Genomic DNA, 25,389 nt, shown 5'->3' on the forward strand with positions numbered 1-25,389 from the left:
GGGGGCGGCCCCCCCCTGAGCAGAGAGCGTCTGGCCTGGGAGGGGGGCGGACACCCCCTCGAGAGCAAGCGGAGCGTGTCTGGAGCGCTGGCGGCGCAAAAAAGAGGCAGGCTGAGCCTGTCTGGAGCGCTGGCGGCGCAGAAAAGAGGCAGGCTGAGCTCAGAGGGGGGGAGGTGACCTCCCCCCGGGGGGCTGACTGAGCCTGTCTGGAGCGCTGGCGGCGCAGAAAAGAGGCACACCGAGCCCCGGGGGGGGGGGAGGTGACCTCCCCCCCCCGGGGGCTGACTGAGCCTTTTCGGTGTGCTGGCGGCGCTCAGTCGAGGCAGGCCGAGGCTGCCCGAGGCGCCGGCGGCGCAGCGGGCGACCTACTCGTGGCTGTTCTGGCCCGAGGCGTCACCCTCGGACCCGCTCGCGTCCCCGGCATCGGGCTCAGGAAGCGCATCCGCGTTGATCTTAAAACTCGCCACAACCTCCTCGCCGCTCCGCAACACCGAGGGAAGCGCCCCGGGGCCGCTTGCGGCGTCGGCCGGCATGAGCGCGCCACCGGGCATGATATGCAGCTCGCTCTCGAGCACATCGCCCTTTAAAGCGCGCACGATCATGGTGCGCGTGGCCTCCGCCTGAAGCTCGGGCAGCGCGTAGCTCATCATCGCCGCGGCCGCCACGCGCCCCTGGCGCACCTCCACCTTGAGCTCGGGCTGGCCCGTGCGGGGGCGCTCACCGGGGAGCTCAAACTGCAGGCCGCCCAGCATGCGGGGCAAGAGCGCGCGGCCGGCCAGATCGGCCTCGGGGCCTTCGAGCTCGCCGTCGCCGTTGACGTCGAAGCGGGTGATTAAGAGCCCGCTGCGCGCGCCGGGGGCCTCGGTGTAGAAGAGCGCCACGTCGACGCGATCCTCAAAAACCTGCACCAGCACCTGGCGCTCCGCGCCGATGTCGTGGGCGTCGGCCAGATCCGGGGGCAGCGAGAGGGCGCCGAGGGTCAGCATGGCCAGCAGCGCTGTCAGAACACAGCGCTGCGCGCGATGGGGGTTGAACGAAAAATTAATGGCCATGGCCCCAGTGCTCAAAGATCAGGCGCACATCCCGCAGGTCGCCCTGGGTGCGATCGATGGGCGTGTTGTGCTCGTGCAGGTGCAGCGGCACGCTCTTGGCGTCGAGGCGGCGCTCGCCAAAGGGCACATAGTCGCGCAGCGCCCCGGCCATCTGGGCCGCCTCAAAGGTGCCGTCGACGCAGCTGGCCGCGGTGGGGTTGGGGGGCTCAAACATCGTGCGGCCCTCGCCGGCGCGGTCATCAATAACCCAGATCGGGTTGGTAAAGGCCAGCGGGCGAACCTCGCCAGTCTCCGAGGGGCTTAAGCCTTCGACCGCCCCGCCAAACCCAAAGGAGCCGGCCAGAGAGCCCAGCGCGGCCTCGAAGTTCACCTGGGGGATCTCCTCGGGCATCACCACCGGGAAGAGGTTGGTGTCGCCGGTGGCCTCCATCACAAACCAGGTGTCGCCGTCGAGCTCAAGCGTCACCGAGTCGCTCCAGCTGCCCTCCTCGCCAAGCTCGATGGTGCCCTGGTAGACGACCTCCCCGTTGGCCACGATCTCAAAGCGCTCCACGCCCACCCAGTCGGCCGCGTGGGCCTCCAGATCGAGGGTGACCTCGCCAGTGGTGCTCACCACGGTGGAGCCCAGGGGCTTGCCATCGACCGACATGGCGATGAAGGGGCCGTTGGTGACCACGTTGTTGTGGTTCTGCAGGGCATCCACGAGCTGGTCGGGGGTCATGGCCTGGGCGTCGTTATGGCCCACGTAGAAGTAGTTGCGGGGGTAGCCCGGCTCCGGATCGCCGGCCGAGGCCGCCGAGTGGCTGTCGGAGTTGCCGGTGGCCGTATAGCGGCGGTAGGTGCCGTCGGGGCGGCGGGTGTTGAGGAAGGTGTACCAGTCATCGAGCCCGCCGGGGTAGGCGACCTCATCGTCGTCGCACAAAATCACGCCGGCCTCATCCGGGAGCGCCTCGTACTGCTCTTCGGTGAGCTGGTCGACGATCTCCTGGGGTAGATCCACCTTGTCGACGGGCATGCGGTAGTGGCGAAGCAGGTGCACGCGCTTGCCGTTGTAGATCTCGATGGCGTCAAAGTCGTCGGAGAAGGTCGACGCGTAGGTGCCGTCGTCGTTTTGTTTCACAAAGGCCGGGCCGTTGGGCGTGGAGACCGTCGCGATGATCTTATCGGTGCTGCCCGGCTCGGCGCTGTTGACCGGGAGCTCGGCCACACCGGTGAGGGCGTTGACGTAGTGCTGATTGAAATACCCGAGCAGCGAGTCGCGGGGGTGGTTCACCTGCACGATGGTGCGATCAGGCCCGAGGCTCCCCATCTCGCGCAGGGCATCGAAGATCTGCTGAGGGGGCACATCCTGCCAGGCCATCGAGCCGCGGTTCATCGAGGTGATGTCCTGGCGCAGCGGGAAGGCGTTGAAGTGGCCGGCCTCAAAGGTGGTCAGCTCCAGACCCACGATCGATCGCAAAAAGGGCTGGAGGTTGTTGCGGTAGATATAAGGCATGTAGTCGGAGATGTAGTTGTGGTCGGTGGCCACGACCACGTCCACGCCCTCGGCAGCCACGCTGATGACGCGCTCGTTGTAGTCGAGCCCGCTGTCGATCGAGCCCTGGGCGTGCATGTGGAAGTCGCCATTGAGGTAGCCCTCGACCTTCATCTGATGCTCGATCGTGGCCTGAACGCGCGCGATGCCGCCGGCGCTCACCTCGATGGGCTGGCTAAAAAGCGAGTACTCGGTGCCGCGCGAGACATACGCGGTGTAGCTGCCGGGGCGCAGGTTGATGTGCGCGCGGCCGTCGGCGCCGGCAAAGGCGATGCCCTCGATATAGCGGCGCGGGGCGGTGTCGCCTTCGTCGTAGCTGGCGAACTCGCTGGTGCGCCACTTCTCACCGACCTCCAGATCAAAGAGAAAATCGCGGGTGTTCTGACCGGGCTGCGGCTCATAAACGCCAACCACGGTGAGTTTGGCGGGGACTGGCGAGCCGGACTGATCGACCACAACAACCTCCACGCGGCCGGAGCCCGGGGCCTCGGCGCGCAGGTTGAGCGGCTGGCTTCCCACCTCAAAGGCGCTAAAGCCGGAGGTCTCACCGGTGGCGCGCACCCGGTGGCAGTAACGCCCGGCGGGAAGATCGAGCTGGAAGTAGCCCGCCTCGTTGGTGAAGACCTGGTTGAAGATGCGGGGGCGAGCGCTCTCGGTTGGCGTGCACGCCTCGTCGAGCGATGCGGCACCCTCGATGCCTTCATAGATAAAGACCTGGGCGTGTGCGCCGACGGGCTCGCCAGTGAAGGCGTCGAAGGCGCGGCCTTCCACCTTTACGGTCTCTTCGTCGCGGATGCGGTAGAGCTCATCGCGCAGGCTGGCCACGTCGCCGTCGCCCAGGATGAAGTAGTTGGTGAACTTGAAGCGATCCGGGAACTCGGCGCGCTGGGCCACGCAGGTGTCGTAGCGCTGCAGGCATTGCTGGCCGAGCTCCTGGCAGTCGCCGCTCTGGCAGTTTTCTTCGATCTCGGCGCAGACCTCGGCCGCCGGTCGCTCCGGATCGCAGAAGGAAGGCGCCAGGCGCGTGGGAAGCTCGTGCGTGAAGACGCCGCCGAAGCCCGAGGCGTAGAAGAGAAAGAGCATGTCGTAGGGGTTGGTCTGCCCGCCGTAGGCCTCGTTCTTGTTGTAGACGAAGTTGGAGTCGGGGGCGGCGGCCGAAGCAAAGCCGTAGCTCACGCCGCGCTCGCTGGATGTGGCCACCAGATCGGTGATGTGGCCCGGGAAGGCCGGCAGCTCGATGGGGCGCTGGTAGACCTCTTCGAGCCCGAAGCGCAGATCGAATCCCATCTCCGGCAAAAAGATGCTGTTGAGCGCGCCCATCCCCAGCACCATGCCCGTAGGTACGGTAAAGCCGCTGAAGTTGATGTCGGGCAAGAAGGTGCCGATGGCGTTGACGATGTCGCGGTTGGGGAAGGTCAGCGACGCCTGGGCGTTGTTGACCAGCTCCGCCTCCACTTTGACGTGACGGGCGCCAGGCTCAAGGATGTAGCGGGTGGTGAAGCCCACGAGCGGTACGCCGTCAGAGGTGGGGAGGTTGCCGCGCACCGCGTCGGCCAGATCGGCCTCATACGCGTTGACCATCGCCTGGTTGAAGAAGCGCAGCATGGTCACAAACTCGCCACCTCGCCCCCGCACCTCGATGATCGCCGCCTCGCCATTGGAGCCGTCGTTGACCACGACGATCTCCTCCGGGTCCACCACCTCCAGAAAGAAGGCCGGGAAGAGCTCGCCGAAGGCGTCGCGCCCCCCGCCGCCGAGGGGATCGCCCTGGGTTTCGGGGCGTTTTAAGTCGGCGTCGATCAGCGATCCGCCAAAGATGCCGGAGCCGCGGTTAAAGGTGCGATCCTGGATGATCAGACGTACCTGATCGTTCTCCAGGACCCAGTCGCCGACCTCGCCAAGGGCGGTGGGGCCGCCGATGAGCTGGGTGCGGTGGGTAATGCGCTCGGCGCTGGCGTAGGGGGCGGGCCCCTCGTCTTCGCAGCCGCTTAAGGCAAAACCGGCGGCGATGATGGCGAGGGTGGCCAGCGCGCGGAGCGCGCCGGCCTGGCGAGTGCGGGTGGGGTGGGTCGACAGCATGTTCACGTCACCGGGAGTGGGGGAGGGCACGTCGAGGCTGCTTACCAGCTGAGCTGAAGGAGCAGATCGAGGCGATCGTTGTCGAGACGGCGCGCGTCCTGCTCGGTGGTCAGGGTGTAGTTGGCCATCACGCGCACCGGGTAGGTGGGCGCGTTATAGTTGAGGCCGATCGTGTGGTAGGTGAGCGCGTCGTTCTCAAAGATCACGCTGGGCTCATCGCCGTAGCTGCTTGAGGGGTCGTAGCTGGCCAGGCGGTAGGCCGGCTGAATGCCGAAGGGGGCCTGGTAGGCGAGCTGCACGGAGTAGCCCAGCGCGCTGAGCTCCGGGTCATCGGGGAGGTCGGGGGAGTCGACGCTTGCGGCCACGACGTTGGCCAGCACGGAGGCCCCGAAGAGGTTGACCTGAAGGTCGGCCGTCCAGCCCTGGCGAACGCGGTCGACGCGGTTGGGCTCCTCGCCAAAGGTGTCGTCGTTGTAGAAGACGGCGCTCCCCAGGGCGACTTCATCGCCCCAGTGCAGCATGAGCCGGCCGAAGTAGGCCAGGCGATCGTTTGCGTTGAGCGAGGCGTTGGGGCCGTTGCCGTTGGTCGCCGCCAGCGCGTAGCTGATGCCGGGGCCCTCATCATCTTCGCCGCCGAAGAAGTAGTCGCCGCGAAGCTGCACCCCGATCTGGCGGCCGGCCGAGAGGCCGTCGACGTTATAACCTTCCACATTCTGCACGCCGCGGTTGGCCACCGCGCGGTGCACGAAGAGGAGGTTGCCGGTGGAGATCAGGTCTTCGACGTCAAAGGGCGCTTTGAACTGCCCGACGTTGATCTCCAGAAACTCCAGCGGCGCATAATAGGCGTAGACGTCGGTCATGCGCAGGGCGAGCTCATCGACCGGGGAGTCCTGGCTGGTGCGCACGAGGCGGCTGCCGGCGTCGAACTGAAAGACAAAGCCCAGCCCGTTGTCCATCTGCCCGGTGGTGGTCAGACGCGCATCGGCCATGGTGAAGCCGTCGTTGCGCCCGATGAGCGCGACGTTGGGATCGTCTCCGATGGCGGTGTAGCCGGCGCGGATGTAGCCGCCCAGGCTGAGCGTCCAGGGGCCGGCGAAAGAGTCGCCGTTACCGGCGATGACCACGCCGCCAGACGGGGCTTGAGCAGGGGAGAGGGCGACGGTGCCCACCGGAGGCTGCTCCGGGCTGAGCTCTTCGTTGACCTCCTCATCGCTGAGCTCGACCTCCTGCGTATCCACGATCGTGGCCTGGCGGCCCTGGCGCTCTTCCACCGGATCGACCAGCTCGCCGGGCGCCGCTTCGCGGCGCGCTTCTTCTTCGGCGGACTGCTGCGCCTGGCTTACGGCCTCCTCCGGCGCCGCCTGGGCATCATCGCCTTGTCCCTCCGGGTCGGCCTCGGGGTCGCCTTCGCTCAACGCGGGCGGGTTGGTGCCGTCGAGCTCACGCTCTTCGGGGCTATCGGGCTCCTGGGCCCACGCGTCGGTTGCAGTGAGGAGGGAGAGCGCGACGATGGCGATCGCCGCCCTGGACTTCATACGCACCATGATCAGGGCCTCTGCTCAATCATTGAAAGGGAATCACATCGCGCCACGCGCGTTACTTCATCGATGGCGGCCGCAGGCTGGCTCTACAAGGGGAGTAGCAGCGGACGCGCCGGGCTGGAGATACCGCCCAAGGTGTACACCACGCCAAAATCAGCGTCCAGCCACCGGCCCGGCTCGCCGCAGAGCAGTCGCAAAGTGGGTCCCCACCACCCGCCACCGTAGGGGGACCCCTTGTGGGTCCCCGCCCTGGGAGTTCCGGAGGGGCACAAGACCCCTCCCTACGGATTGGGTGGGTTCTCCATAAAAAAACCTCGTGGGACTTTGCGATTGCCCTGCCGGCTTGCCGTGGCGTCTGATACGTCAGGGCGCTTGCGCCTCGCCACTTGCGCCACGCAGGTCGCACCGGGCCGGTCGCAAATGGGTCTCCCGACATCACTACGCCCGCGATCCTGTCGTTTCCTTTTGGGCTTCCTTCTATATATAAGGAGGGCGAGAGGGCGCGAATGACGAGGGACCAAAAAATTTGAAAAAAGCGTCTTGACGAGCACGGCGATCCGAGTATTCTCCCGACTCCCTGACGCGGCCCAGCCCGAAAGGGGGCCGGCTCCAGGAGGAGTGGCCGAGCGGTTGAAGGCACCGGTCTTGAAAACCGGCAAGCGCAAGCTTCGTGGGTTCGAATCCCACCTCCTCCGCTCTACAAAAATCCTGCTTGCAGGATGTTGTTTGATAAGTGAATAAGAACGAGTACGGAGAGGTGGCCGAGTGGCTGAAGGCGCTCCCCTGCTAAGGGAGTATACGGCTTAAAACCGTATCGAGGGTTCGAATCCCTTCCTCTCCTTCTCGACTCAACGTTCTGCCCTGGCACAGAGCTTTTGAAACGCATAAAGAGCTCGCTTCACCGCCTCGCAGAAAAATGAAAAAAGAGTCGAAAAAGTGCTTGCAAGACTGAAAAGGCGGTGTTAATAAAATGACCACGCCGGACGGAAGAACGGCAGCAAGCACATAGCACGCACCTGTAGCTCAACTGGATAGAGCAATGGTCTACGGAACCATAGGTTGGAGGTTCGAACCCTTCCAGGTGCACTTCGAAACGCTCTTAGGCTTCTAAGAGCGTTTCTTTGTTTTCGGAGTAAGGTCTTACATTGGCACGAAAGAACGTCGACACCATCTATATGATGCAGGCTCTGGAAGAAGCGGAGCGCGCGCAGGCCGAGGGCGAAGTCCCGGTGGGCGCGGTCGTTGTTCATGATGGCCAGGTCATCGCTCGCGGCTTTAATCGGCGCGAGAGCTGGCAAGACCCCACTGCCCACGCCGAGCTTATCGCGGTGCGACGCGCCGCCGAGGCTCTGGGTAGCTGGAGACTCCATGAATGTACGGTCTACGTGACCTTAGAGCCCTGTCCGATGTGCGCGGGAATGTTAGTGAACGCGCGGGTAGGACGGGTGGTCTTCGGAGCACGTGACCCGAAAGCCGGCGCAATGCGCTCGCTGTACGCGATGGGCGAAGATCCTCGATTGAACCATCGAATTGAGGTCAAAGAAGGTGTCCTTTCAGCGGCCTGCGGGCGAGTTTTGAGCGAGTTTTTCCGCACCATTCGCGAGAGACGTAAGGCGACGGTAAGTGAAGATGATTCATCAACTCAGGAATCATCTTAAGTGCGGAGGGGTGGCCGAGTGGTCGAAGGCGCTTGATTCGAAATCAAGTGTACCTTCACGGGTACCGTGGGTTCGAATCCCACCCCCTCCGTTGTTTATGCTCTTAAGATCTCGAAGGATGAGATCTTTTTGGAGAGGTGGCCGAGTGGCTGAAGGCGCACGCTTGGAAAGCGTGTATACGTTAACCGCGTATCGAGGGTTCGAATCCCTCTCTCTCCGCTCGACTCGGGTGGCCGGTTGACGGTTCACCCGGGGCCCCGCTAGGGTGGGGTTGTTCGACCCCTGAGCGGCCAGTGCGACCGCTGGCCTGGCACCCCGTCAGGTCCGGGAGGAAGCAGCGGACCAGGTTCAGGGTGTGCGCTGGCCGCTTGAGGGTCGAACGTGTTTAGTCCTACGAATCCCGCGATGCCTTTCAAAAAGGTGTCGCGGGATTTTTTTTTGCCCGAAATTCAGCGGATTTTGAGCCATCGGGCGGCGAACTGGCGAGTTCGATTGACCCGGCTCGCGTCGCGGTGCTAACAGGGCCGGGCTCGACGCGGCAGGAAGCTGGTGGAAAACCAGCGCTGCCCCCGCAACTGTGATCGGCGATGAGCGTGTCATATCCCACTGGTTCTGCATTCAGAGTCGGGAAGGGGACGCGTGAAGATGACCCGAGAGCCAGGATATTGCTGCGTGGAGATAGTTTCCCCCAATCGCTTCGGGAAGGTGGCGAGAGGAACGCAGCAGATCGAGCGCAGGCGCGCCGATCCTTGAGGTCTGAGGCCAGCTGGCCCGGGCGTTGAGTTGGGGTTGTCCCGCTGCCGACCTTCGATCGCCATCCGAAGCACGCTGTGATGGAGATCGAGATGAAGACGCTGAAAAATCGGGTGGATTTGATGGCGCTGGTGCTGGCCGCGGGCCTGTCGCTTGTGGCCTGTGGTGAGACTGACGAGCCGGCCGAGGTAGACTGCTCGACCATGCCATGCGACCCGGAGCCCGAGGAGCAGGGCATCGAGGTGGCCGGGGAGTGGGAGACGAACTTCGGCGGTCAGGAGACGATCACCGAGGAGGTCTGGGGCCCGATGCTGCTGACCGAGTACGACAACGCCGCGCGCGAGGCGATCACGCAGAACACCCCCGACGCTGAGTACGGCCCCAACACCTACAACGTGATCGTGTGGACCGAGCCGGTCGACGATTCCTTCTATTACTGCATGGTGGCCTTCGATCAGGAGACGGTGGAAGAGGCCCGTGCGATCGAAGCGGAGGCCGACGCCAGCGATCCGGAGAACGGGGGCTGCGGTGGCTTCTCCTGGACGAAGATGACGCGTCTATGAAGCATTCGGCAGCGAAACTCCTGAGCACGTTGATGCTGGCCGCCGGGGGGGCGGTGGGCTGCGGAGAAGCCGTGGACCCGGTCGATGAGACGCCGTGGTGGGAGGGGCTTCCTTACGCCACCGAAGTTGTTTCGTTTGTGCCTGGCGAGGGCTCGGGATTTGGGGAGCAGGCGATGCCCGAGGTCGTGCTGGGGCCGCCCCAGGGCAAAGGCGATCGCGCGGCTTCTCTCGATGTGCTCAGCCTTGGCGATGGCGGGGAGATCGTACTGGGCTTTGGCGATCAGACGATCGTCGACGGCCCCGGCCCGGACTTCGTGGTCTTTGAGAACGCGTTTTATGCCGATGGCGATCCGGAGCAGATTTTTGCGGAGCTCGGCCAGGTCGCCGTGAGCGAGGATGGGGAGACGTGGGTGAGTTTTGCCTGCGATTTTACCCCTGACGACGCGCCGCCTTATACCGGGTGTGCCGGCTGGACGCCGACCCGGGAGTACGATGCGCTGGAGCATCCAACGCTCTCTCTGGAGATCAGCGGCGGCGATGGTTTTGACCTCGCTGACGCAGGCTTAAGCCAGGCGCGCTACGTGCGCATCAAGGACCTCTGGGGCGTGGGTGCCACCCCCAGCCAGGGCTTTGATCTGGACGCCGTGGGCATCCTGAACGCCGAGTAAGTTCGTCTCTACAATCACGAAAAAGGCCGCGCTCCTTGAGAGGGGCGCGGCCTTTTTTTGTGTTTTGAGCCTCCGAAGAGGCTTTATTTGATCCTGAGAGGATCAATAACCGCGCTCGGCCATATCTTCGCCGTCGGGGGCATCTTCGACGATGGTCGCCAGGCCGCTGACCTGCACGTCGACATCGAGGGTACGATTGGCGATGCGCTCAAGGATCTCTTTCTTGACCTCAGCCAGCGGCAGCGTGCCGCGGCGGCCGTCTTTGTAGGTGCGCAGCGCCACGTTATGGGCCTCGGCCTCCCGGCCGCCGATGACCAGCATGTAGGGGATCTTTTTGGTCTCGGCTTCGCGGATCTTAAAGCCCATCTTCTCGCTGCGATCGTCGACTTCGACGCGCACACCGGAGCGCTTGAGATCGCGGGCGACCTCCCAGGCGTAGTCGTTCTGCTCGTCGGTGATGGGAACGATGACCGCCTGCACCGGGGCAAGCCAGGTGGGGAAGGCGCCGGCCAGGTGCTCCAGCAGGATGGCGAAGAAGCGCTCCAGGCTGCCGGCGATCGCGCGGTGAATAACGATCGGAGTGCGCTCGGCGTTGTCACTCGCCGTGTAGGTGAGCTCAAAACGCCGCGGCAGCTGGAAGTCGAGCTGGATGGTGGCGCACTGCCAGGAGCGGCCCAGGCAGTCGCGCACCTGGAAGTCGATCTTCGGGCCATAGAAGGCGCCGTCGCCTTCGTTGATGGTGAAGGGCTTGCCGGCGGCGTTGAGCGCCTCTTTCAGCGCGCCTTCGGCCTTATCCCAGAGCTCCACCTCGCCCATAAAATCTTCGGGGCGCGTGGAGATCTCCACGTCGTACTCCATGTTGAACATGCCGTAGGTGCGCTCGACGAGCTCCAGGAGCATGGAGATCTCCTGGGTGATGTGCTCCTCGGTGGTGAAGATATGCGCATCATCCTGGCAGAACTGGCGAACGCGGGTGGCGCCGCCGAGCGCGCCGGGGAGCTCGTTGCGGTGCAGGTGCCCGAACTCGGCGACACGCAGCGGAAGCTCGCGGTAGGAGCGTTTTTTGCTCTTGAAGTAGAGCATCGTGTCCGGGCAGTTCATCGGTTTGAGGCAGTAGTTCTGACCGTGGGCCTCAAGCTTGAACATGGTGTCCTGGTAGTGCTCCAGGTGGCCGGACTGCGCAAAGAGATCTTCGTGGTAGATCAGCGGGTTGCTGATCTCCTCGTAGCCCTGCTCGGCCTCGATCTCGCGAAAATAGTTCTGGAGCTGGCGGTAGGAGGTCCAACCTTTGGGGCGCCAGAAGATCGAGCCCGGGGAGAGGCGGTTAAAATCAAAAAGCTCCAGCTCGCGGGCCAGCTTACGGTGGTCGCGGCGCTTGGCCTCTTCGAGCATCAGCAGGTACTGGTCGAGCTCGTCGCGGGTCGGAAAGGCGGTGCCGTAGACGCGCTGGAGCATCGGCTGGTTTTCATCGCCTCGCCAGTAGGCGCCGGCGACCTTGAGCAGCTTGAAGTTCTTGCACTGCTTGGAGTAGCGCACGTGCGGGCCGGCGCAGAGATCGATGAGCGGGCCGCTCTCGTAGGTAGAGACTGTGTCGCCCTCGATGCCCTCAATGAGCTCGAGCTTGTAGGGCTGATCTTTGAAAAACTCGCGGGCCTTATCTTTATCCCACTCCTCGTATTTGAAGGGGACATTGGATTTGACGAGTTTGGTCATTCGCTCCTCGATCTCCTCAAAATCGTCGGGAGAGAGGGCGCGGGGGAGCTCAAAGTCGTAGTAGAAGCCGTCTTTGATCGGCGGTCCGATGGCCAGGCGAGCGTCGGGGAACATCTCGAGGATCGCGGCGGCCATCAGGTGGGCGGTGGAGTGGCGGACCCGATACAGCTTATCGGCGCGTTTATCGTTGGGTGCTTCCGCCATGGGGCTCTCCTGGGGTAAGAGGTCAATCATCATCGTGATGGCGTGCTGCGGGCGTTTCGGCGCAGCACAGCTTGAGTCGAAATCGATTCGAGCGCGCGTGAGCGCTTCACGCAGTGACTTAGACTTAGCCCGAAAGGCCGGCGAGCGTAAAGTGCAGCGAGGGGAAAGTCGATGGGGAGAGGGGGATGTGAAGGCGCAGCTTGACGATCTGCGTCTCGATCCCATTGAATAGCGCGGCCCGCGACGATGTTTGAGCCAGTTCCCCGGTCCCAGTGCCTTTCGAAGCGCGGGGCTGGCCTTGAAAAAGTAGACCCACAGAGATCCTGGAGACGAAGTGATGAAGCGAAACGAGCGGTTTAAGAGGTCGGCCCTGGTGCTGGCGATGGTGGCGATGGTGGTGGCGCTCCTGGGGTGCGACTCGGGCTCGGAGGAGGCCGCCCAGGCGGAGTCGCCCGAGGCGACCGCCGAGGGAGCCGCGGCCGATGAAGCTCCGGCGCAGGGCGAAGCCCCCGGTCAGGGCGGGTCGGCAGCGCCGGCGGTGGAGTACCCCGGCGTGGATCTCTCGAAGCTGGGCGCGGCCGAGCGTGCTCGCCTGACCGAGATGGCCGAGGGTGAGCTCTGCCCCTGCCCCGACAGCACCGAGAGCCTCAATGAGTGCATGCAGAAAGAGGAGCGCTGCGAGGAGGCCGAGACGGCGTTTACGACCATGGCCACCGCGCTGGCCGAAGGCGCTGGCGAGGAGGCGCAGCAGCGCGTCGCCGAGCAGCAGAATGACGAAGAGCGCGTGCACAACTTCGTGCTCGAAGGCGTGCCGGTCAAAGGCTCGGCTGAGGCCGACGTGAAGATCGTGGAGTTTGCCGACTTCCAGTGTGGCTACTGCCGCATGGCCGCCGGCGTGCTCAGCGCGGTGCACGAGCAGCTGGGCGATGATGTGGGCATCTACTTCAAGCAGTTCCCGCTCGGGAGCCCGCTCTCAGATCTGGCAGCGCGCGCGACCAACGCCGCGCATAAGCAGGATCGCTTCTGGCAGATGCACGACCTGATCTTCGCCAACCAGCAGCAGTTCAGCCCGCAGCGTCTGGAGGCCTACGCGCGTCAGCTGGGCCTGAACTACGAGCGCTTCCAGGAAGACCTGAAGTCGCAGGAGATCGGTGCGCTGGTCGCCCGCGATCGTCAGGAAGGTATGGCCGCGGGCGTGAAAGGAACGCCGAGCCTCTTCATTAACGGCAAGCGCTACACCGGTCAGCTCACGCCGGAGGCCATCGTGGCTGCGGTCCGGGCTGAGGCGGCTGCCGAATAAGGTCTGTGTGACCTGAAAGGTTGAGTTGAGCGTTATTCACAGGGCGCGCGCGTCAGCGCGCGCCCTGTGCGATCCAGTCCTCGATGCGTTCGATCTCATCGAGGCTCAAGGGGGGCGCGTCGCTGTAGGGCGGAGGCTGCACGGTGAAGCGACGTCGGGGGTAATCCGGCAGGATCTTATGCATCAGGTACGAGCTTGCCGGCTCAAAAGGCATCAACAGAGGGGCATCGACCTGGGTGGAGCGGGTCTGGCGAAGCGTCTCGGGCGTAAGCTCCGGGAGCTGCCAGGTGGGATCGTTGTGACAGCCGTTGCAGGAGTGCTCGAAGAGTGGCGCGATGTCGCTCCAGGTCACTGGCGGGCGATCCAGGGGCGGTGATGCCGGAAGGGTCGCGTCGGTAAAGCGCTCCGGGGCCGGGGTGTTGGGGAAGAGCGGCGCGCCGGTGACGCTGCGAAGGTTCGGCGACGCAAAGAGGGTATAGCGCAGCCCGTCGATGAGGTCGGTGCGGGGGCGCAGGCGCAGGGTCTTTCGGGTCATGCGGTAGTCGATGCGGCCGCTGGTGCTGAGCCCGCCGGAGCGCACCGAGAGCGCGCTGTAAGAATTGAAAGTGGCCGGGTCGAGGTAGGCGTTGAAGCGCACCTCGATGGTGGGGCGCGTGGCGATGGTCTGGGCCGGGGCGACCTCGACCACGCGCAGCCAGTCGTCGAGAGGGGCGGGCTGCGGGATGGGCTCCCCCTCGGCATCGGTGGGCGGCGGCGGATCGATGGGGCCGCAGCCCGCGGTGAGCCCGCAGAGCAGGCAGAGGAAGATGGCTCTGCGCGTGGTCTTCGCGGAGGTCGTCCCACGCAGAATGATGTCAGCGGTCGGCGGCACGGGGGATCTTCAGGCTGAGGAGGGTGGTCAGGACGCCGGCGCCCAGCGAGATCGTGGAGGCGACGCCCAGGGGAGTGACGCGAGCGTGGTCGGTTAAGAAGAGCAGGGTGGCCGGTGGTGCGACGAGCACCAGCGCCCCGAGCAGCGCGTAGCGTCGGCTGGCCAGGGTGGTGCGCGAGAGGGCCTCGGGCAAGAGCGTGAAGAGCAGGGCGACGAAGATCAAGCCGGCGGCGATCATGCGGGCGGGCTGGATGCCGAGGAAGGCCAGCAGCGGGTCGGCGCCGAGAAGTTGCAGCGTGGACGCCGGGGCCACAAGCAGGGGAATGACGAGCGTTGCGGCGGTGGCGGTGGCCACGCGCTCTGCCGGAAATGGGGAGGTCGAAGAGGCGCGCGAGAGCTTCTTAGCAGCGCCCACCCCGAGCCCCACAAGTGCGACCAGCGCCAGTACGGTGCAGAGCAGGTACGCCAGCGCCACAAAGCCCCCCGGGGTGTAGGCGCCCATGGCGTAAGGCCAGTCGCTCCACAGCGCGAAGCCTGGCCCGGGGAGATCACTGCGGCCGGCAAGCTCGCGCAGCGCCGTCGCGCTGGGTTCGGCGTGCGCGGGCATATCGGAGAGCCACTCCGAGCGCCAGGTCAGGTCCTGGCGGGCCAGAAGGCGCGCGCCCAGAAGAAGGCTCAGCGCGCCGGCCCAGATGAGGATCAGCCCGGGCGCTCGCGCCAGCGTGAACGAGGGTGCTGCGGCGCGAACGCGCCAGACTTCGGCCGCCCGGGAGAGACGCAGCGCAACGCCGGCCCCGACCAGCGGGGCGAGTGTCAGCGCTGCGCTCATGACCGGAGCCCAACCCACCTCGGGAGGCAGCGCCAGCGCCAGCGCTCCGGCCGCTGCTCCGCTCGCCGCGCTGGCGAGGAGCGCGCGATCGCGGCGATGCGCAAAGAGGCGCAGCGCAAGCAGTAAAAAGAGGGCGGTGGGCGCAAGAGACAGCGCGCGCCAGAGGTGAACCTCGCTCAGCCCGAAGGGAAGGCCCGCGGCCACAAAAATGGCGGTGGCCACCAGGGCGCGCGTCGCCGCGGCTCCCAACGCCAGCGGGGCCGCTGGCGAGTCCGGCCGGCTCAGCACCACCGCCAGCGCCACCAGGGGCCAGAAGAGCGGGGCGCTTCGGGCCTGATCGGTGGCCAGCGCAATGAACTCCGCGGGCGCCGCATGGCCGACCCGCGCAAGACCCGCCAGCTCCAGAAGCACGGGCAGGGCAAAGGAGAGCGTCAACGCCAGCGCGCCCGCCCAACGCGCGGGCTTGAGGATTTCATGAGGGCTCGTCGCGGCGTTGTTCACGGCATCACTGCAAGCGGCGTCGATTCGAGGGAGGCATCTGGCGAGTTGGGGGTGTCGCGAAGATGAGTCTGGGACATGTCGGATCGGGGCGCAAGCACCCGCGCTGCGCACAGGATGTTGCGTTTGTTGATGCAACATTTAGCGAAAATTCGCTTGGTAATAACCGGAAACTCCGTATATTGCGGCAGTTAAGAGCCTTTGAGCGATGTGGGTAGATGGCCCGCGTGCGGAGCCCGCGCCCCACACGCTCGCTGAAGGTGTCGGCAGAGTGATTGTCAGCTCTCGAATCGAGGGTTCTGCCGGGAAGTGGATGAGATGTCGGTTGTAAATGCCGTATTATAAGGAGTCTGTCGTTATGTCGCTTCGACGTATGTTCGCGTTGTTCTCTGTCGCCGCTTTGATCGCGTTGAGCTCGGTGGCCTGTCGCCCTGATTTCCCTAACTGCAAGACCGATAACCACTGCGCCGACAGTGAGGCCGGCCAAGCCGAGGGTCGTCTCTACTGCGTCAACGGCCTCTGCCAGCAGTGCCGCACCACCGAAGACTGCGGTGACGCCGGCATGGAATGCCGCGCCGGTGTCTGCGAAGAGATCCCGGGCTACTGCGTCGGCACCGGCGACTGCCCCGGCAACCAGGTCTGCCGCGACAACCGCTGCGGCCCGGAGTGCCTGGGTAACGACGACTGCGAAGAGGGCTACATCTGCGAAGGCGGCTCGTGTGTGGTGGAGCCGGAGTGCTCCGAAGACGCCGACTGTGGTGAAGGCATGCGCTGCCGCCGCGGCACCTGCGAAGAAGCCCCGGTGCAGGTCTGCCAGCTCGAGACGGTTCTCTTCTCTTATGACAGCTCCAACCTCACCGATGAGGCGCGCAGCGCGCTTCAGCGCAACGCCTCCTGCATCCAGGAGCGCGGCATCTCGGTTCAGATCGAAGGTCACGCCGATGAGCGTGGAACCTCCGAGTACAACATCGCGCTCAGCGAGCGTCGTGCCCGCTCGGTGCGCAGCTACCTGACCTCGCTCGGAGTGAACGGCTCCAACGTCACCACCGTGGGCTACGGCGACTCCCGCCCGGTGCGCGTCTGCCAGGAAGATGGCCCGGAGAGCTGTCACCGCGCCAACCGCCGCGCTGACTTCAACGTGCGCTGATCTCAAAGAGTGCAACCTCGGCTTGTGAGCTGAGAGCGAATCACTAAGGTAGGAGGCCCGCCGCCCGAAGGTTGCGGGCCTTCTGCCCTCTGAAGTTCATGAGTCGTTTCGTGCAAGGTCAAGCTATGTGGAAGTCCGTTGTCGTGGTTCTTGCGTTGAGCACCAGCGGGTGCCTGCCGATCTGGCAGGGCAAGACGATGCAGGAAGATATCGAGGCGCTGCGCGCCGAGCAGCAGGCCATCATCTCCAAGAGCGCCTCCGAGCGCGAAGAGCTCACCGCGATGGTCGCCAGCGCCCGTGAGGATGTCGCCGAGCTTCGCGAGGTGCTCGCTGAGGCCCGCGAGCTCTTGCAGCGCAACAGCGCCGACCTGGGCGTGGAAGTCGCCGCCACCCGCGAAGATCTCAACAACCTGCGGGGTACGGTCGAAGAGCTCGACTTTCGTTTTATGCGTATGGAGCAGAGCCTGGAGCTCTTCCGCCGCGATGTCGATCTTCGTTTTGAGTCGGGGGAGGCCATCAAACTCCCCGAAGATCCCGATGAGCTGCGCCAGTTCGGCGACGCGCGTCTGGCCGAGGAGGATTACCTCCAGGCTCGTCGCGCCTACGAGCGCTTTCTGGAGCGTCACAGTGATGATGCGCGAGCCAATGAGGTTCGCTTTCAGCTGGGTGAAGCGTTCTTTGCCGAGTCGCAGTGGGTGAGCGCGATTGGCGAGTATCAGAAGGTGCTCGAGGGCTCCGCGCCGACCAGCCGTCAGGCCCAGGCGAACCTGCGCATCGGCCAGGCCTTTTTGCAGATGGGCCAGTGTCCCAACGCCGAGGTCTTTTTTGAGACGGTGGTCGCCGAGTACCCCGGATCCCGCTCGGTGGCCGAGGCCCGACGCGGCCTGGAGCAGGCGCGCAGCGGAAGCTGCCCTTAAGGCGCAGCCCGGGCTAAAAAGGCCGGGCATTGACGAAGCCCCTCGATTGCCGCACTTTGAGCGCCCTTCGCCACAGGCGCAGCGCAAACCCATTAATGACGTAGCGACACACCAAGGACGATCGCCATGGAAGATAGCCGCTGGTTGGACGCGCAGCTCAAGGCTGCCAATGATCTCGTCAACGCGGGCAGCCAGGCCCTGCGTCAGAACCAAAACGCCGCCGGCGCCGCCGCGCTGCGCGAGGCCGACGCAATCCTCGATATGGCCGAGGAGGAGAGCGACGATGTCTTGAAGCTGCGCGCCCGCGTTAGCAATGAGCTGGGTGTGGCCCACCAGCGTCTCAACAAGCTCGAGGAGTCGCTGGGCTACCACGGCAAAGCCGCCGAGATCTGCACGCAGCTCATCGAGCGCGGGGAGTCCTTCGAGGCCAACAGCGCCGCGACCCACCTCAACCTCTCGAGTATCTACATCGCCATGGGTAAGGCTCCCGAGGCGCTGGAAGCCGGTGAGAAGGCGCTGAATCTGATCGACCTTCTCCGGGATCGCGACGAGCCGGGCGTCGACGCGCTGGAGCTCGGTGCGAACCAGAACATGGCCGTGATCTACGCCCGCGAGAAGCGCTACGAGGAGTCGGATGCGGCGATGGAGCGCTCCGTGGAGCTCGCCCAGACCCTGGCCGAGGCCGGCCAGCCCAACTTCCAGGCGCAGCTCGCCCAGGGCTGCCAGCAGCTCAGCGTGATCCTCTTTGATGAGGAGCGCTTCGAGCACGCGCTGCGCTGGGGCCGCAACGCCGAAGAGCTCTCCGAGAAGGCCTTTGAGGCGCTCGGGCAGCCGGTGCTCCCGGTTTACGTCATCAGCCAGATCAATCTGATCAGCTACAATGAGCGCCTGGGGCGTTTTGCCGACGCCGAAGACTGCCTCTGGAAAGCCCTGGAGGTTGCGGGCAACGACGCCCAGATTCTGCGTCGCGGTTACGCCTTCTACGAGACCTGCCGCAAGCAGGCCGACGCGCGCCTGGAAGAGGGCAACCTCCCGCGCGAAGAGGTCGACGAGGGCTTCGAGGAGCTCAACGAGCGCATCGAAAAGGTCGGCGGGATGGAGGCCATCCAGCGGGCGATCGAGCAGGCTCAGCAGCGCAGCCGTCGCTGAGGTCAGCGCGCGTGCGTGAGGAACGAAAAAGCGCCCCGCGGGGCGCTTTTTTTATGGTCGAGATGTGGGTCGGCTCAGATATTCTCGGAGCTTCGGTAGCGGGGTTTGAGCCAGACCTTGAACTCCTCGCTGCCAAAGCGCAGAAGGTCGCCGTGGGTCAGCGCGTGCGGGGTGCGCACGCGCTTGCCGTTGATGTAGGTGCCGTTGGTGCTGGCGGAGTCCTGGATCATCACGCGCTCATTGCGGCAGATCACGATGGCGTGGTTCCAGGAGACAGCCGGGCGGCGGATGACGATGTCGTTGTTGCCGCCTGCGCCGATGGTGTTGTCGCCCTGCTCCAGCGGGAACTGCTGCGGGTTGGCGTTGAGCTCGTAGAGGTAGCCAAAGACCGTATCGGCCACCTCCGAGGGCGGCTCGAAGGTCGGGCGGCGCTCGACGATGAGCGATTCGCCGCAACTTCCGCAATAGCGGGCATCACCCGGGTAGAAGCGCTGGCAGGGCTCGCATTTTCGCACCGAGCTTCCGCAGTAGGCGCAGAAGCGTGCATCGGTGGGAATCTCGCGAGCACAGACCGGGCAACACATAAGACCTAAGACCTGACTACAACGGGGACGACGGCTTCGACCGGGGGCGTACGCACCGCGGCGGCGCGCCCTTTAGGTTGTGCCACAGCCGCAGGGCGAACAAAAGGGCAGGGGGCCGGCTTAGAGCTTGAGCGCCTCGATCAACTCGGCGTGCAGCGCGCCGTTGCTCGCCAGAATGCTGCGACCTTCGACGTGGTAGGGCGAGCCGTCGAGGGCGCTGACCTGACCACCGGCCTGGGCCACGATCAGGTAGCCCGCGCCGGTGTCCCAGGGGCTCAGCCCGAACTCCCAGAAGGCGTCGATGCGCCCGCAGGCCACATAGGCCAGGTCAATGGCCGCCGAGCCCAGTCGCCGCACCCCGCGACTCGTACGCGTGAGGTTGATGAACTGCTCCAGCGCCTGCTCAAACTCCTCGCCGCGCCCGGAGGGAAAGCCGGTGACGAGCACGGCGTTGGCGATCTTCGGGCAGTCGCTCACCTCAATAGGCGCTCCGTTGAGCGTGGCGGGCTTGCCATCGCGGGCGCTGAAGAGCTCGTCGCGGTTGGGCTCATAGATCACTCCGACGACCGTGTGCCCGTCGACCTGCAACGCGATTGAGACGCAGTAGAGCGGGATGCCCATCGTGAAGTTCACGGTCCCGTCGATGGGATCGATGAGCCAGCGCCGCTGCGCGCCGACCTTTGGCGAGTCGCCCTGATGGTCGCCGTACTCCTCGCCAAGAATATCATCGTCGGGGAAGTGCTCGCGGATGGCCGCAGTGATGAGGCGCTCGGTGCTGCGATCGACGTTGGTCACAAGATCGTTGGGGGCCTTGAGTGAGACCTCCATGTTTTTGGCGCGCTCGCGCAGGATGTGGCGGCCGGCCTGGCGCGCGATCGATTCGGCGACGCGTAGCTCGTGGTGGTAGGTCATCGGGGCTCCTCAATAAGAATGAGATTCAGGGGTTCTGGGCAAGGGGGGAGGGCGGCAGCACCGCCTCCTGGAAGTCGATGCGGGCCGCCTTGATGCGGGCGTTCTCCCGGGTGGGGTAGACACGGTTTGTGAGCAGCACGCTGACCACGCCTTTCTCTCGTTCTAGCCACAGAGAGGTTCCGGTAAAGCCCAGGTGACCCACGGTCGTGGCTGGCAAAAAGCCGCGGCCGGCGCTGGACGTCGCGCCGCTGGGGGTGTCCCAGCCGCCGCGGTGGTTGCCGCCGGCCATCGCCGCCTGCTCCGACCAGGCAAAGTGCAGCGTCTCGCGGGAGACGAGCGCGGCGTCGACCTCCTCGCCATGGTCGATGGCCAGCAGGTGCAGACCAAATCGTAGAAGATCGTCGGCGGTGGAGAAGACGCCGGCGTGGCAGGAGACGCCACCGATGATCTCGGTGTTCTCATCGTGGACGCTGCCTTTCACCACGCCGCCGCGAAGCTCGCACCGCTCGGTTGCCGCTGCGCCGGTGAGTGGCGTATCGCCGCGCGCCGCCCAGACGTAGTCGGTGTGCTGCAGCTGAAGCGGCAAAAAGATCTGCGCGCGCGCAACCTCGGCCAGAGGTTTTTCAAAGATGGCTTCCAGCACGCTCGCCAGCAGTATGTACCCCAGGTCGGAGTAAGCGTAGATGCCCCCCGGATCGCCGCAGAGTGGGGTCTGGCAGATGCGCGCTACCACGTCTCGGCGCGTGTGCTCCGCGCGTTTGGGCGAGGGGCTAAGGGGGTATTCGAGGTAGTACTTATGCCAGGCGGGCAGGCCGCTGGTGTGGTTGAGAAGTTGCAAAAAAGTGACCTGTGCGGCGCGCGGGTCGGGGTGCTGACGCCAGGGCGCAAAAAGCTCGCAAAGTGGCGCGTGCCAGTCGGCCAGCCCGCGGTCGATGGCCTGCATCGCAAGCGTGGCGCCGACGAGCGCCTTGGTGACGCTGGCGATATCAAAGGGGGTCTCGGGCGACACAGAAAGCGCGCCAGGCTCAAAGGAGGTGCGGCCGATGGCCCGGTGGTAGCGCTGGCCATCGAGGGTGCCCACGGCCGCCTGGATGGCGCTGCAGGTGTGGGTGGTGCCGATGGCGTCGAGCGAGGGCGCCAGCGCGCGCTCAAGCGCCCGGTCGATGCGCTGCGGATCGAGGAGAAGTTGAGTCATAGTGCGGGGCTGCGCTCATAGTCAGGTCAGCAGGGTAAGGCGGCCCTGGTCGGCGTTAAGCTCGGCCGGAGCTCCCATGGGAAGCGTCAGGTTGGGGCTTCGGTGGCCGACCGGCGCGCCGGCGACCACCGGGCACTTAAACTCCCTGGCGAGCATGGCCAGAAACGCGTCAGTGCCCTGCTCGTCGACGTAGACGCCGGCCGCGTCGCTGAAGTCGCCCAGCACCAACCCGGCGAGCCGCTGGCCTTTGAGCGAGTGACGCAGGGCCGTAAAGAGGCGGTCGATGCGGTAGTCGACCTCCCCAACATCTTCGACCACGAGGATCGCGTCGTGAAGTGAGGGGCAGAAGTCGGTGGCGAGCTGGTGCACGAGCACGCAGAGGTTGCCGCCCAGAAGTCGGCCCTGCGCGCGGCCCGGCCGCAGCGTGCGCAACCCCTCAATGCTCCAGGTGCGCTCCTTTTCGCCAAAGAGCAGTGCGCGCAGATGCTCGACGGAGTCTTGAGGATCGTCGCGATGCAGCGCAAAACTTTTGACCACCGGACCATGCCAGGTCTGAAGCCTTAAGTTTCCCGCCAGGTGCAGGTGCAGCGCGGTGATGTCGCTAAAGCCCACGAGGTGGCGGGGTTGTGCGCGCACATCGAGATCGTTGAGCAGCGGCAACATGCGCTGCGACCCGAACCCGCCGCGCGAACAAAAGAGCGCGCGGCATTGAGGATCGCGCCAGGCGTTGAGAAAGGCCGCCGCGCGCGCCTGGTCTTCGCCGGCCAGATAATCGGCGCCGGGGCGGCGAGCGTACACCGCCTCATCGACCACAACATCGAGCTCCCAGGCGCGCAGGGTGGCCAGGCCCTCTTCGAGAAGTTCAGGCACCACCGGGCCGGCCGGGCTGACCACGTGCACGCGATCGCCGGGGCGCAGCGGGGCGGGTTGAATGAGATGTGAGTCCGATGGAGCAGAGTGCGATGAGGTCACGCGCCGGTTCCCGGTTTGTAGTGAATCAAAACGGCCTCGCCGGCCCCCAGAGGGGTGTTTATGGTGACGCGGACCGGAATGAAGTTGGCGTCGCGGCTCAGCCAGAGGCTGCCGGTGTGTCGCGAAGATTCGCGCAGGGAGACCGAAGGCGGGGCCACCTCGCCACGCTCGGCGTCCACGCCGCCGTGCTCAGCGTCCATGATATGGCGCGCGAAGTCGAGGCGGTAGGTATGAAACCAGCCCAACGGGGTGAGGATGTCTTCGCGGGCGGCCACCCGGACATCGAGCCGGCTTAAGAGCCAGCCGTCGTAGATGTAGAACTCAAAGGTGTCGCCGAGCTCAAGTTCCCCCTGGCCGCGAAGCTCGTAGAGCCAGGTGAGCATATCGTGGGTGGTGTCGGGGATGGTGGCCCGAAAGCGCAGGCGCCGATCTTCGCGCAGGCGCTCCACCCGCGCCTCAAAGCCGGGGTGGCGGTAGTCGACGTTGTAGACGCGGCTCTGGCCGCGCTCCTCAAAGTGTTTCTCGGTGCGCAGCGGTCGCATCGTGACCGGGTCGAGGTAGGTGTTGGCCCGGTCGTGCAGCGGGTAGACCGCGTGAAAGAAGCCGCGGGACTGCGCTGTTCCACTCAGCGGCACGTAGTTTCGACCCTGGTGGCGGCGGACCTCGCCAGTGCGCAGGCCGGCACGCATGGCCTCGGCGTCGTTGACGCGCACCGAGTAGAAGAGCTCCTCCTGCTGCCAGCGAAACTCCCGGGGTCGCGTCTGTGCCGGGGGCGCGGCGAGCTCGACGCGGGGCTCTTGCAACGAGGCTCGAAGCTCGGCGCGCTCGACTTGCTCGACTTGCTCGACTCGCTGGGATGGCGTCACTTTGGTCGGGCGTTGTGCCTCGGCCGAACGCGGCGCCCAGGCGATGAGCGCCACCGTCGCCAGCGCAATGAGGGCCAGGCGGACATGAATTCGATGCGTAGAAGCGTTCATCACAGGAGCCGGGGATGAGGAGGGACAGCGCCATTACCATAACTCAGACGTCGCAGCGGTTCATTTCTTCATCAAAGCTCGTCACGGCAGAAGGCACAGACAGCGCTCGGTGTGGCGAGTTGGCGAGGAGGTCGGTGTCTGGCGAGCGCCTGACAGGGCCGGTCGCCGGGTTGTCGGCCCTACGACATCATGATAGGGGCGTGGGTTCGCCCCGCTGCAGGGGGCAGGCCCCCCGACACATCTGGAAGAGCGAATGAGCGAGCCTCAAGAATACGTCGTCACACATCGCCAGCGCCTGGAGGCGCACCTGGGGGAGTTTAGCTCACGCCAGCGCACGCGTATGGCTGAGATCTACGGCGTCGATGAAAACACCCCGGAGGCCATCGCCTCGGTCTGGCTCGAAGACCCGGAGAAGTTCGCCGCAGTGGTCGAGGAGCAGGTGCCCGCCGGCACCGCCTGGCGGGTGCTCGAAGAGCTGGTGCTCGAGCATGATATCGGGCTTTCGATCGGCTGGGCGACGATTCGCTCCCGGCAGATATTGCAGCGCCTGGGCATCGCCAAAACGCGTCGTACCGACGAGGGTGGCCTCTGGGCGGTGGTCCCCGGCGCGATCGCCGCGATGCTCGCCAGGCGCATCCAGGGCCAGCGCCCCTCGCTCATCATGCTCCTGGGCCGGGTCGATGACGCCGAGATCACTCGCCTGGAGGCGCTCTACGGGGTGAGCTCGGAGGGCTCGCGGGCGGAGCGCGTGCTGCGCCTGGCCGAGGCTTTTGAGCAGCCCGATACGGTCGCGCAGATGGTCGAGTCGCTCCCTAACCAGGACTGGATCGGCGACGCGATGATGGTCCTGGAGCTCGGCGGGGTGTGTTACTGGCAGCAGATCTACGGCTATGATCTCGACCCGACCTGGGGGGAGGCCCCCGATGAGAAGATCGTGCCGCTGATGCGCACCCAGGACCGGCAGCATCAGCAGGATGTGGCCGAGCATCTTCTGCACGCCGGGGTGCTCTTTCGATTCGACGATCCGGTGCTGCACGTGCCCATGGTCGCCGTGCCCGAGGAGCTCTGGCGCGAGCTGTGGACGCTGGGCAGGCGCTGGCTCTTCGACTGGGTCGCCCAGAGTTTTTACGACTTAAGCGACCAGGGCGCGCGTCGCGCCATCACGCCGGCGCCGGTCGACCTGCAGGCCGTGCTCAAATGGCTGGCGCTGGAGCTCGACCGCGAGCCGCTCACGCTGAGCAAGGGCGGGCTTCTCAACGCGGCCAGTGTCGAGCGCCTCAACGCCATCACCGAGGCCCCGCTGAACTGGGAGGCGGTGGTGAGCCTGGCGACCGAGGCGCGCATCTTCCAGGCCAAAAAGGGTCGCCTGGAGCGGGGCGTGGAGTTCGACCTGATGCTCGACGTGCCCCGTCGCCGCTTTGCCCGCGAACTTCTGCTGGAGTGGGTCATTGGCTACTCCGGGGAGCGCGCCGACCGGTTGATGTCGGAGGCCATCGGCCTGGACGACTTCTGGAGGCGCGACGCCATCTACATGCTCAAGCAAAATGACGAGATGGTGCCGCGCTGGATGACCTACTCGGGCGTGCCCACCCACGAGACCGGTGGCGGTTGGTTGCGCGCCAATGGCGAGGGCTCCATGGACGCGGTCATCTTTGAGGCCGGGCTGGTCATGGGTTTTGGCATCGCCCTGAAGATGACCTGGCTCGACCTTGTGAGCCTGCTGGAGCCGGAGCGCTGGTACACCCTGGATTCGCTCGTCGAGATGCTGCAGTGCACGGCGGCGGCGACGATGTTCAGCCAGCTGGGAATGGTGCTCGAGCATCAGCACTCCACGGTGTATCTGCCCTACCAGCGCGCGAGCTTCTTTATGGACACCTACCACGGTCCGAAGTTCCGCGAGTGGCTTGAGGCGATCCTCGACGAGCTGCTGGTGCCGCTGGGCGCAGCCCAGCGCAGCGAGGGCGGCGACCTGGTGTATCTGGACACCCGTCAGCTGCGCATCGAGTCGCCGCCGGGCTGGCCGGAGGAGCATCGCGCCGAGGTGATCGACGAGATTCTGGGCGATGAGGCGCTCGTCTTTGAGCTCCCCACCCAGGGGGGGCCGGAGCTGCGTACGGTGAGCCTGATCGAAGAGGCGCAGCCGGCGCGCGTCAGCGTGACGGAGCCTCTGCAGACGCTGCGCGGGCTGGTCGGTGGACGCCGTGTGGCGCGCTTTGATGGGCGTTTTCTGGAGCTTGTGGGCGGCGACGCCGAATAAGCTCTGAAAAATGAGA

At 65.3% G+C, this 25,389-nt stretch carries 19 protein-coding genes, 5 tRNA genes, 1 other RNA gene and 1 riboswitch; of the genes, 14 read left to right on the forward strand and 11 right to left on the reverse strand.

Features of this window, described 5'->3' with window-relative positions; all coding sequences use genetic code 11:
* Window positions 1-365: 365 nt before the first annotated feature.
* From FRC98_RS05955 to FRC98_RS05965, 3 genes are read right to left on the reverse strand one after another with little or no spacing between them, the layout of a single operon-like run.
* A complete protein-coding gene (locus FRC98_RS05955; RefSeq protein WP_146980372.1) occupies window positions 366-1,052 on the reverse strand; it encodes a hypothetical protein in 687 nt (228 codons plus the stop codon).
* Window positions 1,042-4,665 carry a CehA/McbA family metallohydrolase domain-containing protein gene (locus FRC98_RS05960; RefSeq protein ID WP_146980373.1) on the reverse strand — a complete coding sequence of 1,208 codons (3,624 nt, stop codon included), beginning with the start codon at window positions 4,663-4,665 and terminating at the stop codon, window positions 1,042-1,044. The genes FRC98_RS05955 and FRC98_RS05960 overlap by 11 nt, the downstream gene beginning before the upstream one ends.
* A 41-nt stretch (window positions 4,666-4,706) precedes the next feature.
* Window positions 4,707-6,209 (reverse strand): porin, encoded by a 1,503-nt coding sequence (locus tag FRC98_RS05965; protein WP_146980374.1) that lies wholly within the window; start codon window positions 6,207-6,209, stop codon window positions 4,707-4,709.
* A 609-nt stretch (window positions 6,210-6,818) separates the two neighbouring features.
* On the opposite strand from FRC98_RS05965, the gene FRC98_RS05970 reads away from it, so the two are divergent.
* The 9 genes from FRC98_RS05970 (at window position 6,819) to FRC98_RS06010 (ending at window position 9,848) form a co-directional block, all read left to right on the forward strand.
* A tRNA-Ser gene (locus tag FRC98_RS05970) sits at window positions 6,819-6,901 on the forward strand.
* A gap of 56 nt (window positions 6,902-6,957) precedes the next feature.
* A tRNA-Ser gene (locus FRC98_RS05975) sits at window positions 6,958-7,047 on the forward strand.
* A gap of 171 nt (window positions 7,048-7,218) precedes the next feature.
* Window positions 7,219-7,292: transfer RNA gene (locus tag FRC98_RS05980), tRNA-Arg, on the forward strand.
* Between the two features lie 59 nt (window positions 7,293-7,351).
* Window positions 7,352-7,864, forward strand: a complete 513-nt coding sequence (gene tadA / locus FRC98_RS05985) for a tRNA adenosine(34) deaminase TadA (RefSeq protein WP_230467321.1) — start codon at window positions 7,352-7,354, stop codon at window positions 7,862-7,864.
* 4 nt (window positions 7,865-7,868) lie between these two features.
* Window positions 7,869-7,955, forward strand: a tRNA-Ser gene (locus tag FRC98_RS05990).
* A gap of 40 nt (window positions 7,956-7,995) precedes the next feature.
* Window positions 7,996-8,083 (forward strand) — tRNA-Ser (locus tag FRC98_RS05995).
* Between the two features lie 64 nt (window positions 8,084-8,147).
* An RNA gene (ffs, locus tag FRC98_RS06000) (signal recognition particle sRNA small type) lies at window positions 8,148-8,238 on the forward strand.
* Window positions 8,239-8,351: 113 nt separating this feature from the next.
* Window positions 8,352-8,554: riboswitch (cobalamin riboswitch) on the forward strand.
* 155 nt (window positions 8,555-8,709) lie between these two features.
* The gene (locus FRC98_RS06005) at window positions 8,710-9,180 is read left to right on the forward strand and encodes a hypothetical protein (RefSeq protein WP_146980375.1); all 471 of its coding nucleotides are present in this window, start codon (window positions 8,710-8,712) and stop codon (window positions 9,178-9,180) included.
* Window positions 9,177-9,848 carry a hypothetical protein gene (locus FRC98_RS06010; RefSeq protein ID WP_230467322.1) on the forward strand — a complete coding sequence of 224 codons (672 nt, stop codon included), beginning with the start codon at window positions 9,177-9,179 and terminating at the stop codon, window positions 9,846-9,848. Before FRC98_RS06005 ends, FRC98_RS06010 begins: the two co-directional genes overlap by 4 nt.
* 102 nt (window positions 9,849-9,950) lie before the next feature.
* Here FRC98_RS06010 and thrS read toward each other — a convergent pair whose 3' ends face one another.
* Window positions 9,951-11,765: a threonine--tRNA ligase gene (gene thrS / locus FRC98_RS06015; RefSeq protein WP_230467323.1), complete on the reverse strand. Its 1,815-nt coding sequence runs from the start codon at window positions 11,763-11,765 to the stop codon at window positions 9,951-9,953.
* 337 nt (window positions 11,766-12,102) lie between these two features.
* On the opposite strand from thrS, the gene FRC98_RS06020 reads away from it, so the two are divergent.
* Window positions 12,103-13,065 (forward strand): thioredoxin domain-containing protein, encoded by a 963-nt coding sequence (locus FRC98_RS06020; RefSeq protein WP_146980377.1) that lies wholly within the window; start codon window positions 12,103-12,105, stop codon window positions 13,063-13,065.
* A gap of 52 nt (window positions 13,066-13,117) precedes the next feature.
* Here FRC98_RS06020 and FRC98_RS06025 read toward each other — a convergent pair whose 3' ends face one another.
* Both FRC98_RS06025 and FRC98_RS06030 read right to left on the reverse strand, forming a co-directional pair.
* Complete coding sequence (locus FRC98_RS06025) at window positions 13,118-13,936, reverse strand: Ig-like domain-containing protein (RefSeq protein WP_146980378.1); 819 nt, start codon at window positions 13,934-13,936, stop codon at window positions 13,118-13,120.
* Window positions 13,920-15,266, reverse strand: a complete 1,347-nt coding sequence (locus tag FRC98_RS06030) for a hypothetical protein (protein ID WP_146980379.1) — start codon at window positions 15,264-15,266, stop codon at window positions 13,920-13,922. Before FRC98_RS06030 ends, FRC98_RS06025 begins: the two co-directional genes overlap by 17 nt.
* Window positions 15,267-15,621: 355 nt before the next feature.
* Here FRC98_RS06030 and FRC98_RS06035 point away from each other — a divergent pair, with 355 nt between their 5' ends.
* The 3 genes from FRC98_RS06035 (at window position 15,622) to FRC98_RS06045 (ending at window position 18,476) form a co-directional block, all read left to right on the forward strand.
* Window positions 15,622-16,410 (forward strand): OmpA family protein, encoded by a 789-nt coding sequence (locus tag FRC98_RS06035; RefSeq protein WP_146980380.1) that lies wholly within the window; start codon window positions 15,622-15,624, stop codon window positions 16,408-16,410.
* Between the two features lie 125 nt (window positions 16,411-16,535).
* The gene (locus tag FRC98_RS06040) at window positions 16,536-17,327 is read left to right on the forward strand and encodes a tetratricopeptide repeat protein (RefSeq protein WP_230467324.1); all 792 of its coding nucleotides are present in this window, start codon (window positions 16,536-16,538) and stop codon (window positions 17,325-17,327) included.
* Between the two features lie 126 nt (window positions 17,328-17,453).
* Window positions 17,454-18,476 carry a DUF6483 family protein gene (locus FRC98_RS06045; protein ID WP_146980382.1) on the forward strand — a complete coding sequence of 341 codons (1,023 nt, stop codon included), beginning with the start codon at window positions 17,454-17,456 and terminating at the stop codon, window positions 18,474-18,476.
* 74 nt (window positions 18,477-18,550) lie between these two features.
* On the opposite strand, the gene FRC98_RS06050 is transcribed toward FRC98_RS06045, so the two are convergent.
* The 5 genes from FRC98_RS06050 to FRC98_RS06070 form a co-directional block, all read right to left on the reverse strand.
* Window positions 18,551-19,060, reverse strand: coding sequence for a double zinc ribbon and FHA domain-containing protein (locus FRC98_RS06050; protein WP_146980383.1), 510 nt, complete (start codon window positions 19,058-19,060; stop codon window positions 18,551-18,553).
* A gap of 120 nt (window positions 19,061-19,180) precedes the next feature.
* Window positions 19,181-19,972 carry an inositol monophosphatase family protein gene (locus tag FRC98_RS06055; RefSeq protein WP_146980384.1) on the reverse strand — a complete coding sequence of 264 codons (792 nt, stop codon included), beginning with the start codon at window positions 19,970-19,972 and terminating at the stop codon, window positions 19,181-19,183.
* A gap of 25 nt (window positions 19,973-19,997) precedes the next feature.
* Window positions 19,998-21,167, reverse strand: a complete 1,170-nt coding sequence (locus FRC98_RS06060; RefSeq protein WP_146980385.1) for a serine hydrolase domain-containing protein — start codon at window positions 21,165-21,167, stop codon at window positions 19,998-20,000.
* A 21-nt stretch (window positions 21,168-21,188) separates the two neighbouring features.
* Window positions 21,189-22,139, reverse strand: coding sequence for a S66 peptidase family protein (locus FRC98_RS06065; RefSeq protein WP_230467325.1), 951 nt, complete (start codon window positions 22,137-22,139; stop codon window positions 21,189-21,191).
* Window positions 22,136-23,116, reverse strand: coding sequence for a DUF3108 domain-containing protein (locus tag FRC98_RS06070; RefSeq protein WP_146980387.1), 981 nt, complete (start codon window positions 23,114-23,116; stop codon window positions 22,136-22,138). The genes FRC98_RS06065 and FRC98_RS06070 overlap by 4 nt, the downstream gene beginning before the upstream one ends.
* 253 nt (window positions 23,117-23,369) lie before the next feature.
* Between FRC98_RS06070 and FRC98_RS06075 the strand changes: the two genes are divergently transcribed.
* Window positions 23,370-25,373, forward strand: coding sequence for a hypothetical protein (locus FRC98_RS06075; protein WP_146980388.1), 2,004 nt, complete (start codon window positions 23,370-23,372; stop codon window positions 25,371-25,373).
* The last annotated feature ends 16 nt before the right edge of the window (window positions 25,374-25,389 follow it).

It is taken from the genome of Lujinxingia vulgaris (genome assembly GCF_007997015.1).
GTDB classification, from domain to species: domain Bacteria; phylum Myxococcota_A; class Bradymonadia; order Bradymonadales; family Bradymonadaceae; genus Lujinxingia; species Lujinxingia vulgaris.

Coding starts and splice junctions, on each gene's coding strand:
- FRC98_RS05960 (WP_146980373.1), bottom strand. CDS start 4,665: ATGCTGTCGACCCACCCCACCCGCACTCGCCAGGCCGGCGCGCTCCGC.
- FRC98_RS05955 (WP_146980372.1), bottom strand. CDS start 1,052: ATGGCCATTAATTTTTCGTTCAACCCCCATCGCGCGCAGCGCTGTGTT.
- FRC98_RS06070 (WP_146980387.1), bottom strand. CDS start 23,116: ATGAACGCTTCTACGCATCGAATTCATGTCCGCCTGGCCCTCATTGCG.
- FRC98_RS06005 (WP_146980375.1), top strand. CDS start 8,710: ATGAAGACGCTGAAAAATCGGGTGGATTTGATGGCGCTGGTGCTGGCC.
- FRC98_RS06050 (WP_146980383.1), bottom strand. CDS start 19,060: ATGTGTTGCCCGGTCTGTGCTCGCGAGATTCCCACCGATGCACGCTTC.
- FRC98_RS06010 (WP_230467322.1), top strand. CDS start 9,177: ATGAAGCATTCGGCAGCGAAACTCCTGAGCACGTTGATGCTGGCCGCC.
- FRC98_RS06075 (WP_146980388.1), top strand. CDS start 23,370: ATGAGCGAGCCTCAAGAATACGTCGTCACACATCGCCAGCGCCTGGAG.
- FRC98_RS06060 (WP_146980385.1), bottom strand. CDS start 21,167: ATGACTCAACTTCTCCTCGATCCGCAGCGCATCGACCGGGCGCTTGAG.
- FRC98_RS06040 (WP_230467324.1), top strand. CDS start 16,536: ATGTGGAAGTCCGTTGTCGTGGTTCTTGCGTTGAGCACCAGCGGGTGC.
- thrS (WP_230467323.1), bottom strand. CDS start 11,765: ATGGCGGAAGCACCCAACGATAAACGCGCCGATAAGCTGTATCGGGTC.
- FRC98_RS05965 (WP_146980374.1), bottom strand. CDS start 6,209: ATGGTGCGTATGAAGTCCAGGGCGGCGATCGCCATCGTCGCGCTCTCC.
- FRC98_RS06055 (WP_146980384.1), bottom strand. CDS start 19,972: ATGACCTACCACCACGAGCTACGCGTCGCCGAATCGATCGCGCGCCAG.
- FRC98_RS06020 (WP_146980377.1), top strand. CDS start 12,103: ATGAAGCGAAACGAGCGGTTTAAGAGGTCGGCCCTGGTGCTGGCGATG.
- FRC98_RS06045 (WP_146980382.1), top strand. CDS start 17,454: ATGGAAGATAGCCGCTGGTTGGACGCGCAGCTCAAGGCTGCCAATGAT.
- FRC98_RS06035 (WP_146980380.1), top strand. CDS start 15,622: ATGTCGCTTCGACGTATGTTCGCGTTGTTCTCTGTCGCCGCTTTGATC.